Genomic DNA, 12,385 nt, shown 5'->3' with positions numbered 1-12,385 from the left:
TCAAACGGAGTACACATAGTTCCTGTCCGGCGTTTCTGCCGAGTCGTGGCGGTGCAAACAGGCCATTAGCACTTAGTTGTGCTCGGTTCGTTCGCCAAGGCATACGCGCGTCCTTCGGCGGCGAGTGGATAGCGGAGGCTGTGCTTGGGTAAGGTGCGGACGCCTCGGCGTAGTCGTGGAACGGATCCAATGCCGCGTCCCCTTGCTATCCGTAAAGTCGGCGCCGTAGTCCACGAGCCAATCCGTGGGCCTTTTCGAGCATCCCGAAATAGAGTTCAGCGGCCTTATGGGACTGCGCCGTCGGCATTGAGGTACGGTTTAGGATCCCGGCCTCCATGCCGGTGCCGGGCTGGCCAGAATAGACTCGAATCTGCTCGTCCACGCCGGGCGCGTTGACCTCGCTCGGTGGTCCAGAAGCTGTATTCCGAGTAGTCGTTTCGGGTCCCACTGCGTTCCGAAGCGTCCCGCCAGAGGACGCTGAGTCGTGTGCTGGCGCTGAGGCCAACGTTCCCTGGTGCGACAACGCGTGAACGGGTCAGCTGGCGGCCGAGTAGCGGCTTCCCGCATGGACCGGCGGCGGGATGGCTCTCCGCGAATTTGACGGATAGGCCGTTTAGTATGGGCAAGCGCCCGAGACGAGACATTTAGCCAACGTTCGCTGCACCGACCGGTCAAGCACAAAATCGCTCGAGACGAAATGGACGGGGCCTTGCCTTGCCGGGACTACACCACAGCCGGGGCATTCGGTGAAATTCTGCCAGGTTCCGACTTCCAGCATCAGCATGGGCACCGGCGCCATGGCAAAACAATTTGAGCGGCCCCGACGGGCATCAATGCGATGTCAACGCACGTGTACCAGCGGCCATCGAAACGATTGAGCGTTATATAAGCCGGGGCATCTTTGAAGTCTTGGGCGCTACCAATTCACAAGACTCGGACCTCTTTGGTCCGCATCACGCCGCACTAGCGCTGGCCCTACCTCCCGCCCCGGGGCTCACACCGCCCTAACTACGCTCATGTGCAAAGATCATGCAAATATCTGCGACCTGACGGCATAAGCTATACACGCTAATCGTAGTGAGTCGAGGTGGCTGTCAGCAGGTTCTGCTTAACCTGTTAAGCACAACTCGGGCGGAAAGTCGCACCAGCTATAGTGCCAAAGCCACCACCGGTACTGTCAATCTTCCATGTTGTCTCGCGCGCGACTTCCGTCGGCAAAATCTCAAATCGAAGCCCTCAAAATGTCCTAAGAAGCAATCTAGTGCGGCAGCAACCAGGCGGCCTAAACGGGCTCTTCGTAATTGAGAGTGCGGGCGGGGTGGCCAGGGCGGGCGCGTCGGTGGCGAGTTAGAAGTCGAGGCCTTCCGATGATGGAAGTTCCTACGCTCGCCACCCGAAAGACCTCGACGTGCTCAACGCTACCTTCGCTGCCCCTGACCTCACCATGTTCTGCCGCCTCGATGAGCTCGGATTGGAAGCCATCGGGCAGCATGTGAGTCCTGAGCGGGCGGTGATCGAGTGTCATGTTGTGCACGCTGATCGGTGGTGCCGGAAGTGTGGGGCTGAAGGCCTACCGCGGGATACCGTGACTCGTCGACTGGCGCACGAACCATTCGGGCATCGGCCCACCACACTGCTGATGAGAGTGTGCCGTTACCGGTGCACCGGGTGCGGGTCCACCTGGCGGCAGGACACAGCCGCAGTCGCTGAGCGCCGGGCGAAGATCTCACGCCGTGGGCTCCGATGGGCGCTCGAGGCCGTCGTGGTTGATCACCTCACCGTGTCCCGGGTCGCAGCAGGTATCGGCGTGTCCTGGCATACCGCCAACAGCGCCGTCCTGGCCGAGGGCAATCGACGGCTGATCGACGACCCACATCGGTTCGACGGGGTCACCGCGATCGGCGTCGATGAGCGCGTGTGGCGGCACACCCGGCGCGGAGACAAATTCGTCACGGTCATCATCGACCTCACCCCAATCCGCGAGAAGACGGGCCCGGCACGGTTGCTGGACATGGTCGAAGGCCGCTCCAAACAAGTGTTCAAGACCTGGCTCGCAGGCAGACCTGACCACTGGAGGGAGGGCATCGAAGTTGTCGCCATGGACGGGTTCACGGGCTTCAAAACCGCAACAAGCGAGGAGCTCCCCGACGCGATCCCGGTGATGGATCCGTTTCATGTCGTCCGGCTTGCCGGGGACGGGCTCGACCGGTGCCGGCAGCGTGTCCAACAGTTCACGACAGGTCACCGAGGTCGTGCTGAGGACCCGCTCTACCGTGCCAGGCGAACCCTGCATACCGGCGCGGACTTGCTCACCGAGAAGCAGAACGCACGTCTGACAGCTGTGTTCGCAGCCGAGGAGCATCTCGAGGTCGAAGCGACGTGGGGGATCTATCAGCGGATCGTGGCCGCGTACCGAGAACCGAACAAGACCCGAGGAAGGCAGCTCATGCAGGCCCTCATAGACGCGGTCACCAGCGGCGTCCCGGCCGCCCTGATCGAGATCCGCAGGCTAGGCCGAACCCTGAAACAACGTGCTACCAATGTGCTCGCGTTCTTCGACCGCCCCGGCACCAGCAACGGTCCTACCGAAGCGATCAACGGGCGGCTCGAACACCTCCGCGGCTCAGCGCTGGGCTTCAGGAACCTCACCAACTACATCGCCCGCAGCCTCCTCGAATCAGGCGGCTTCAGACCCCACTTGCACTCTCAATTGCGATGAGCCCCTAAACGCTGCTCACCGCTCCCCGTAGACCAGTGATAAGCCTGTCGACCGGAGAAGCCGAGCGACATCGCGCATCAACGGGTCAGCGATGCTGCTCGACGAGATCACCTTTATAGCCGACGCGCTGAGATCCGCGGCTAGAAGAACGGCGGCAGCGAGGTGTGGGTGGCTTCGCAAGCCGCCCGGTGGCTGGTCGACCAGCAGCCAAGCATTGCTGGACAACGAAAGCCGATCCATTTGCAACATACCTCCCGAGAAACGATCGGATGGAAGGATCTCAAGAGCAAAATGGCGCTCCGCTCCGACGGCATTCATCGCTGTCACAGCCATCTGCTGGTCATGAAGTAGCAAAAGCGAGTTTCCCGTAGGCACACTGCGCTCTTCATACGTCACAGGCTCCACTCGCACTCTTGATCCCGCTAGATACCGTTCTATTTCTGTCGACACGCGGTGCGAAACTCCCGCGGAGAACGCCATTCGTTGGTTGGTACTAGGTCCGAAAGCCAGAGCGCATGCGACCGAAAATCTGTCCTGATCGAACAGATCAATGTTGTAGTCCATCCAAAGCTCGCTCAAAACGGGCTGCGAATCGACTGACTCGGCCGTTGCAACGATGCCCGACCTCCCGTAGGAGTTGGGAACCCACCTAAATTTCACTTCGTACTCGATTCTTGGAATTCGTTTTCATGCAGGAGGAAGTCACTTGGGAAGCCGTCAGTACCGACGGACAGTATGGAGATGCTGCCGCCCTCCGCTGGCCGGGCGTGCAACGCATTGTATGCACGTACACACTCGAGGAAACTTAGGGGGACGGACACAAATCCTTGAGCGGAGGAGAACGAGTTATCAGATAGGCATGAGAATCCAGTTAGTTCGCACCCTTCAAGCAGGGCTGACGTTTTTGCATCGAGCGCATGAATGACCAGAATCCTATAGTGAGGCTCCGACTCAGGACGCACGAAGGTCGAGTTAACCCAGTCGAGCACAGTCGATACGGCATGAGATCTCTGAGAGCTATCTAGCACTTCGTCAGTAAGGCGTAGCTCATAATCCAAGCCCAGCCGCCTCAATTCTGCCATGCCAGCAAGAGTTACATTGTGCACCTCGGCGATGTCTTCACGTTCGAGGTCTTCATTCTGAGCTTGAAGACGGAAATCCAGGACACCTATGGAACGCCCGATCTTGCCAAGGTCAATACTCGCATCCGTCGTCCGTACAATAGCAGTCCGGCGTATCAGATGATCTGGCAAATAAGGACGAACCTGCACCTCGAACGGGCGGTCATTCGCTGCTGGTAGCCACTCGTCGGCGGTTGGCGCCGCGGAGGGATCGGAGGCGAGGCCATTTGCAAATTTCAAAAGACGCTGCGACATCTTCGCCGACGAGTTCTGAATCTCGCCGGCCGTCCTCGTAATTTGTGATCCGTGCATCCGTCTCAAAATCAAACTTTCGCCCGTATGGCGAAGCTTTATACCAGATCGAATCATTCGAAGAGCAAGATTATTGTCGACTCCGCTTTTCAAAGTTTCATCGTAGCCGAATTGCTGGAACACGCTTTTCTTGATCATCCAAGTTGGGTGCGTAGGATTGTGTCCGTATCGCAGGGCAGTCTGTACGTTGAATTTTCGATGTACAAGCCGGGCAAGCTCACCGGTTTCGTTGTCAAAGTGAACTGATACGCCGAAACTGCCGTGGTCTCCAGCGCCGAAGGACTGTAGTTGCCGCTCTAGCCGCCAAGGAAGCATGATGTCATCGTCGTCATGGACAGCTATGAAAACTCCCCGCGCTACCCGAGTTCCAAAATTGCGCGCGGCAGATATTCCTTCATTTTCTCGATCGAAGTACTTGATCCGCGGATCGGAAAAGGTCTGAACCACCTCTTTTGTCGCATCGGTACAGCCATCACCAACCAAAACCACTTCGAAGTCCTTGAAAGACTGCGCCAGGATAGAATTCAAGCAATCTGGGAGGTACTCGCTCCTGTTGAAAGTCGAGATTACGACTGATACGAGCGGCGCGTCGACATTCGACGAAAAGTCCCATGTTCTTAGGTTTCGGAAAATCGCCCCCTTCGAGGTTACCGCTGCGGGCAAAGCGCGTGTCGGAGCAGATGGTGTTTTAGCATTCAGCCGCGGTGCTATTTTGATGACTTGGACTCCATCAACCTCCCATTGATGTCGATATCCGAACCGAAGAGATCGCTTCGTGAAATCGTTAACGCTCGTCCCTAAATCGCCCACTTCATGGTCGAATCCTCGAAGAGTGGCAAAAATACTTCTGTGCATAGCCAGGAATATGTTTGACTCTGCGCGGCTCAGAGTTGCTGTGTCGGTTCGTTGTTCGACGCCTGCTTCTACTATGGCATGAAGGTCATCGTCAGTTAATGTATCGGTAGGACGAACAAGTTGAACGAGGCAGGAAATAAATTGTTGCGAATCTTCGCTGCAATAAGCGGACAAGCGCTCAATCGAATTTCTTGGGAGAAAAACGCCTGCGGAGAGGACGAGCACAATTTCGGACGCAGCGAGGCCGAAGGCCCTATTAACAGCATGTGAGACAGTGACAGAGCTTTGGTCGTAAGTGACCAACCGGGGAGCGACCCCATCTCCTGCCATTTCGAAATCAATCGGTTCTGAGGACGCCGGCATCGTCACGATCACGTCAATTGAGCGGACTCCCCGCAGGGCAAAGAAACTGTAGTGCAAGTCTGCTGCGGTAGAAGTCTCACTCATGACGATGATGATGCTGACGGTGGGCTGAGTCTTAGTCATTTTGTACGGTCCGTTCCGCGATGCTGATCGTCGAGACTGGAGTGTCTTTGTCGCTTGATGGCCTGAACGGGGTCGATACCCAACATTCTCCAAAAATTTCGCGTGGCTCTAAAGCTGACTCTTTCCAGGCCGATATTTCCAGTCTCATACTGTCGATACCAGCGGTGGAGACGAATTTCTTGAGTTGAACATTTTCGCCGCCCTCTGAACCGGGGTTATATATATAGTGTCCGTCCAGGCTCTTGGAAAACTCCCAATTGATGAGCGAGCTATGGTCCGCTGCATCATGCCGAGCGACAATGACAAACTTCTTGTCGTCCACTTTTTCTAGTACTTCAAGCAATAAGTCAAATTCGAAGCAGGGTTCTAAAAAGTCCCAGCTATAAATCAAGGTCGATGACATTCAGATTACTCACTATCTAATTTACTTCTATCGTGGAGTGCGGCGGCTTTAGAGGCTGAAGCCTGCGATTTAGATTACGACCCCTAGACGGGGAAGCAGTTGGTTGAGCACGGCGCGACCGTAAAGCTCATTCATGTGGAAGTAGTCTCCTTTCGCATAGGCAGAATTAGGGGACGTATCGCTAGCGTCCGCTAGCCCGTATTCCTTCCGGGTGAAGATTGCGCCCTTTTTGGTCGCCTCCGGTTGCCGGACGACAATCACGCCGTTTCGCTCAAGCTCTGCCAGCCTGTCCTCATAATCTCTGGCCAAGTGCAGATCATCCCCGTTTGCGACAGCTTGGGAAAACTGCCCTTGTGCCAGGTCCGGTCTTTCAATCACCCAGTCCAATGGGTGTGCTTGTTGTGAGTAATAAATGGGGCGATCAGTTTTCTGCTGCAGTGCCTCGATCACGCGGGAAGCCTTTGTGCAAGCGTATAAATCGGCTACCGCGGATTCATAAGCAAGCTGAGATAGCAGATAACTTTGTTTGTCCAGTGCCTGCTTGTCACTTCGATAGCTTTTGTAGAAGGCCGCCAGGGAGGCAATCGAATAATGCATCCCAAATACAACAAAAGCGTCCCACTGATCGCATCCCACTTCTGGAGAATGAGCAAGCCTGATGTCCTCTAAGACCGTCGGGCTGGAATCACCGAAACTACTTGTGATTGTGAGGGGTTTCTCTCCGTAGGTCCGTTCTACACGAAATGCAATCGAAATATTTGAAAGGTTTACCTTTACGGTTTCCCAAGCGGGCTTGATGTGTCCTAAATGGGAATCACCAATAAAGCAAAGTTTCATTCGCCAAACGCTTCCAGCAGTGCATCTTCGCAGAGCACATTTTCTTCACTACTGAATTTCTCGCTTGATCCGTATTGGTCGTTGGCCCTGCCTGAGTGCTGTGAGAAGAAGTACCGCATCACGCATTCAACTCCGGCAGGAGTGACGTCTCGTAAGGACTCATCGAAGAACCTTCCTTTTGTGGGGTTGCCCGTAATCAAGTCATACGAGGGGAAATAGTCAATATCGTCGTATTTGTCATACAACTCGCCTGCGACAGCTCGTAGGACTGATTTTGAATAAATCGTCGATTTCAGGATGTGATCTCCGGAGGCTGTGGCTGCGAGGGCCACCGGCGAAACCGTAATCAGGAATCTAACATCAGGGCTTATGGTTCTAAGCAACTCTCGAAACTCGAGGAAATCGTTGTACACCTCGTTAAACGTAAAGTTCTTGAAGACGTACTCGTTTGCGTCAAATTCTCCTGCGATTGTGCCTGGCGCAGTAGGGTACACAGTGCCCGAAGCGCGGTGGACCCAGCCTTCCGTGAGGCCAAATGTGTAGACGAAAACATCGGCCTCAGCAAACATGTTGCGGACGCGCCTTACGTGCTGGGCCCGGTGTAGCTCCACTTTCTCAGGAGCGTCGAAACCAACTGGCTCGATTGAAGGTCGTAATGCGTCGTAGAAGCGACCTTCTTTCTCCCAAATTATGTGCTCGGGCTTTTGCCCCATAATTGCCTCCCTCGCTAGTTGCAAGAGTTGGCGTACGTAGTAGATATTGCCGAACCGCGCCGAGTACAGTCCGAAGCCGAACCGCTGGGCGCTTTCGATAGTCATGCTTTTCGGAGCCGGCTCGCAATCTAGAACGTGATAGTGGTTCTTTCGAAGATGTTTCGCGATGTGTTGAGCAAAGCAGCTACCTGCGGTCGCGATTCGATCCTGCTGGGATATTGAGAACTTTTTGATGTAGAAGTTTTCGAGCTCGTGAATATCTTTGCCGGAAACCCCAGTCCTCCAAAACGATTCTGGCGGATTTCCCCTGTACGGAGAGTTTGCTTTAATAATTTTCCACTCCTAATTTTAATTATAGCTATTCTTCGCTATTCTAAGTGTTTTGATTGCGCCGCGTGCATCACGCATCTAGCATTGATCGTAGTTCGCGTGCAAACTCTCGCGACAGATCGGATGAATCATACTGTTCTGTATGGGCCCGAATACGCCAGCTTGTGTCTGAGCCGATAAAGCGGTCAGCGCGCTGAAGTGCGCTCTCAAGAGCGGCGACAGAATCGTCTACGGCCATTTCAGCAATGTCTTCATCTAGGTTTTCCCAGATTGCGGAGACGTTTGAAGTAACTACCGGTAGTTCAAAGGTTTGGTATAGCAATATTGCTCCACTGTTCAACATCCTGGAGTAAGGCGCTAGTCCGATATCGGCTGCTCGCATATAATATTGAACATAGTTTGCTGGTATTTTTTTCGCTTCTATCAATACGTTAGCGCTTTTCTTGCAGGCTTCAACAAAACTGGCAACTTCAGGATCATCGTCCGGCATTCCCCCAACAAGGAGTTTTCGTGGAACCGATGGATCTCGAGCGCACAATGACTCGAACGCGGCCAGAAGGGTCCCTAGCCCTTTGTATGCTTTGAGGGCCCCTAGTAAAACGTAGACTTTGTCGTCCGAAGACAGACCGAGGGTTGTCCGGGCTTGGTCTCTATTGACATAATCCTCATATGTGCTTTTGTAATTGGGGTGCGGCACATGAAGTATCTTTGAACGGTCGAATGATATGAAATCGGACATCACTTCGACGGAAGCCTCAGAGAGAACATGTATCACCGATGCTTTGTCCGCTATGTATTGTTGTACTTCTATTTCTAGGTCCACAAAGCGCGAGTTGTGAGGAATTACATTGTGCAATGTCCAAACAATTTTTCCACCTTGGGATATTACGCGCTCGATATCAGTTTTAAAGTCTTGAATCTTTTTCTTTGCGGTCTGGTAAGAAGTTATTGAGTTGAGTACAAACGAAGTCCAATGAATGTGAACAACGATCAGGCTCGCTTTAGATCGAACTTGACTCAGTTTCGCAAAATCCCAGCTTTTTACAATTGGTGCTACGGCAAACCCATGATCTCCTACTTCCCGGTAAAGCAGCGCTTGGTAGGGATTCATTCTTCCGACGGGTGTATACCCAATTAAGATTGGTTTTTCGCCTGCGGTGATACTGGCTTGTTCGATCGCTGCATTTGCCTCCGCCACAGGGGAATCGCTTCGACTGTGGAATCCTTGATAAACCAGTTGCACTGCTTCTCCTTTGGCCAGTCTGCAATATTAACCGCAGCGGTCCTATTTTATTGGGGCAAAGCCGGCTCTTGGTGCAGACACGCTGGGGTGCTGGTTGTTGTAGGCGCGGCGTTGGTCACACGCTGGGTGGCGTGGTGGTGAAAGCGGCGTGGATGCCTGGTCGCAGGATGAAAGTACCTCATCTGAGCCTCCACATGGAGGGCCTACCCGTCATGATCCGAGCTAGTTCACCGTCTACCGCGGCCGGAGACGACGCCCGCGGTTAACGTTGCCTGCACCGTCCGATTGTGTGTGGTGGCAAAGCCGGATAACCCGTCAACCAGTCAACCAGCCTACAAACAGGTGTGCCGGTTCCCTGCGCCAGGCGAGGCGGGTCTAATCGACCACGCGTGCGCACCCCACATCAGCGCCAACCTGGCCTCGGACGCGGGGTGGATAGCGCGTCCGGTCTACTCTCAGCTCGTCAAGGCAGGCTTCCCATCTCTCCGGTGACCCTGACCTGGTCACTGCGCGGGGTCGGCATTTCCCGACATTTGGACATCGAGCGCACTGGCGCCGACAACTGTACGAGCATTAGAGTCTTTGTGAGGTATCCCCGGCTCCTGATCCAGCTCGGCTTGGAGAAAGTCGAACATACCTCCGATAGCGGGGCTGGCGGGATACGGGCGTGGATTAGGGGCTGCGAAGGCGGCCGGCACGGCCGAGATCAACCTGACAGGGTATTAGCGTTGATAATGAGGCTATTGGTCCTTCGTGGGGGTGTTTTGTACAGGTGCACCCATTCTTCGCTCAAGACCTCTGCCCTTCTCATCCCCTCTAGGCACGTCAGTAGTTTCATGGTCCAGATTGTCCAGTGGCTACCGGAAGGCAAAGAGGCATCTGCTTTTCCCTACGGCCGGCCGATCCCTTTGTAGTTCCAGCCTGCTGTCCGCCAAGCGGCAGGGTCCAGTACATTTCTGCCGTCGAGAATATTCTTTGAGCTCACCGCCGCGGCTGCTGATTCTGGCGTGATTGCCCTGTACTCATCCCACTCGGTCAGAAGCAGCAGCGCGTCGGCCTTGGTCATGGCAGTTGTGAGGTCAGCTTCGTACATCAGTTCGGGGAAGCGCCGCTGTGCACCCGCGATGGCTTCGGGGTCCGTCACCGTGACGTCGGCGCCCTGAAGCTGAAGCTGCGCCGCAATACTCAGTGCCGGCGAGTCGCGAACGTCATCGCTGTTGGGTTTGAACGCCGCACCCAGTACGGTGATTCGTTTCCCCAGCAGCGAACCGCCGACCAGGACACGTGTCAGCTCGACCACGCGAAGGCGGCGTCGGACGTTGATGTCGTCCACCTCGCGGAGAAAGGTCAGGGCCTGATCCGCGCCGAGCTCGCCGGCTCTGGCCATGAAGGCGCGAATATCCTTCGGCAGGCAGCCACCCCCGAATCCGACCCCCGCGTTCAGGAACTTCCGCCCGATCCGATCATCCATCCCGATTGCGTCGGCCAACACCGTGACATCCGCACCGGTCACCTCGCACACCTCAGCCATCGCATTGATGAACGAGATCTTCGTGGCGAGGAACGAATTGGCCGCAGCTTTCACGAGTTCCGCCGTCGAGTAGTCTGCGACCAGCCGGGGGGTGCCCGCACTGAGGGGGACGCTGTACACCTCGTCGAGGGCAGTCGCAGCTGCAACGCCTGCCTGGCCTGAAGGTAGGCCGTATACGAAGCGATCAGGGGTGAGAGTGTCTTTCACCGCGAAACCTTCACGCAGGAATTCCGGATTCCACGCTAGGACGGCGGCCGGGTGCCGATCGGCCAGTTCGTCTGCGAGACGCGCCGCGGTGCCTACCGGTACGGTCGATTTACCTACCACGACATTTCCCGGTTCGATCGAGTCGAGCAGGGTATGGAACGCAGCATCGACGTATCTCATGTCCGCTGCGTACTCACCCTTGCGTTGAGGAGTGCCGACGCAAAGGAAGTGGACCTGCGCTCCCTTGGCGTCGGCCATGCTGGAGCTGAACTTCAGACGACCCGTCAGAAGTACTTCCTCAAGGAGCTCAGGCAGCCCTGGTTCGAAAAATGGTGCTCGGCCTGCTTGGAGCTCTTCGATTTTTCTTTCATCAACGTCAATGCCGACAACCTCATGCCCGAGCTTGGCCATGCACGCCGCGTGCACTGCCCCCAGGTAGCCGCAACCAATTACGGAGATACGCATACTTGTGATTCCTTCGAAAGCGGTTGGGTTCCATCGCCAACTGTAGTCGGATCATCATCTGTAACAGTGGACCCACCGGATGACATGCGACAAGGTGTTCAGCGGTCGCTCCTGACCATCGAATCCGAGTCCTTGAGCGAGACGCAGCCCGCACGTTCTACGGTAGAGAGATGCGCCTTACCGTCGGAGCCCTCAGCGAGGCCGAACTCCTCGAGCGGATCTTTCCCCGCCTGCCCGTGCCGGACGCCGTCCTCCTGGGCCCCGGCGACGACGCCGCCATCCTCGCCGCACCCGACGGCCGGACCGTGATCAGCATCGACACGCTCGTCGAGGACCACGATTTCCGGCTCCTGCGCCCCAACGGCCACCGCACCACCGGCTACGACGTCGGCTGGAAGTGCGCCGCCCAGAACCTCAGTGACATCAACGCGATGGGGGGCCGCGCAACCTCGCTCGTCGTCAGCCTCACCCTTCCGCCCATCACGCCCGTCGAGTGGGTCGAGTCTCTCGCCGATGGCCTGACCGCGGCGATCCGCGAGCTCGGGGCACCCGGGTGCGGCGTCGTCGGCGGTGACCTCGGCGCCGGCGCGCAGCTCGTCGTCACCGCCGCCGTCACCGGGACCCTCGACGGCCGGGAGCCCGTGCTGCGCTCCGGTGCGAAGGCCGGGCACACCGTGGCCGTCACCGGGATGCCGGGACGGGCCGCCGCGGGCCTCGCCCTGCTCGAGGACGGCCGCCCGCTCGGGGGCTTCGGCCCGGCGGGGGAGGAGCTCGTCGCCGCGCAGCTGCGGCCGCGACCGCCCCTGGCCGCCGGTCCGGCCGCCGCCGTCGCCGGCGCGTCCGCCATGCTGGACATCTCCGACGGCCTCCTCCGCGACGCCGGACGTATTGCTGCGGCGAGCGGCGTGGGGCTGGACCTCGACCCGTCCGCCCTGCGGCAGTACGCGGTCCCGCTGGAGGGAACCGCGGCGCTCCTGGGCGTGGACGCGATGGACTGGGTGCTCGGCGGGGGCGAGGACCACGGTCTCCTCGCCACGTTCCCGCAGGACGTCCTGCTGCCGCGCGGGTTCACTGCGGTAGGCTCGGTGGTGCCGGGCCAGCCGCTCGTGACACTGGCGTCACAGGCCGCAGCTCTCAGGGGATGGGATCACTTTGCACACTAA

Annotated in this window: 8 protein-coding genes; 2 read left to right on the top strand and 6 right to left on the bottom strand. The window is 56.9% G+C overall.

Annotated features, from left to right (window positions below):
• Positions 1–1,444: 1,444 nt before the first annotated feature.
• Complete coding sequence (locus RY94_RS13370; RefSeq protein WP_442853457.1) at positions 1,445–2,719, top strand: ISL3 family transposase; 1,275 nt, start codon at positions 1,445–1,447, stop codon at positions 2,717–2,719.
• A 656-nt stretch (positions 2,720–3,375) separates the two neighbouring features.
• Here the strand turns inward: RY94_RS13370 and RY94_RS17485 are convergent.
• The 6 genes from RY94_RS17485 to RY94_RS13360 form a co-directional block, all read right to left on the bottom strand.
• Complete coding sequence (locus RY94_RS17485; RefSeq protein ID WP_082046346.1) at positions 3,376–5,493, bottom strand: glycosyltransferase family 2 protein; 2,118 nt, start codon at positions 5,491–5,493, stop codon at positions 3,376–3,378.
• Positions 5,486–5,896, bottom strand: coding sequence for a hypothetical protein (locus RY94_RS17950; RefSeq protein ID WP_156135176.1), 411 nt, complete (start codon positions 5,894–5,896; stop codon positions 5,486–5,488). The genes RY94_RS17485 and RY94_RS17950 overlap by 8 nt, the downstream gene beginning before the upstream one ends.
• A 69-nt stretch (positions 5,897–5,965) precedes the next feature.
• On the bottom strand, positions 5,966–6,733 hold the full coding sequence (locus RY94_RS17945) for a hypothetical protein (protein WP_156135175.1): 768 nt from the start codon (positions 6,731–6,733) through the stop codon (positions 5,966–5,968).
• The gene (locus RY94_RS16970; RefSeq protein ID WP_269429758.1) at positions 6,730–7,647 is read right to left on the bottom strand and encodes a GSCFA domain-containing protein; all 918 of its coding nucleotides are present in this window, start codon (positions 7,645–7,647) and stop codon (positions 6,730–6,732) included. Before RY94_RS16970 ends, RY94_RS17945 begins: the two co-directional genes overlap by 4 nt.
• Positions 7,648–7,846: 199 nt before the next feature.
• A complete protein-coding gene (locus RY94_RS17480) occupies positions 7,847–9,019 on the bottom strand; it encodes a glycosyltransferase (protein ID WP_156135174.1) in 1,173 nt (390 codons plus the stop codon).
• A gap of 889 nt (positions 9,020–9,908) precedes the next feature.
• Positions 9,909–11,222, bottom strand: coding sequence for a UDP-glucose dehydrogenase family protein (locus RY94_RS13360; RefSeq protein ID WP_043445850.1), 1,314 nt, complete (start codon positions 11,220–11,222; stop codon positions 9,909–9,911).
• Positions 11,223–11,392: 170 nt separating this feature from the next.
• Here RY94_RS13360 and RY94_RS13355 point away from each other — a divergent pair, with 170 nt between their 5' ends.
• Positions 11,393–12,385 (top strand): thiamine-phosphate kinase, encoded by a 993-nt coding sequence (locus RY94_RS13355; RefSeq protein WP_043445849.1) that lies wholly within the window; start codon positions 11,393–11,395, stop codon positions 12,383–12,385.

Source organism: Arthrobacter sp. L77 (assembly GCF_000816565.1).
Classification (GTDB): domain Bacteria; phylum Actinomycetota; class Actinomycetes; order Actinomycetales; family Micrococcaceae; genus Arthrobacter_D; species Arthrobacter_D antioxidans.
Note: the sequence above shows the minus strand (reverse complement) of the source record. Positions and strands in the feature narration are given on the sequence as shown.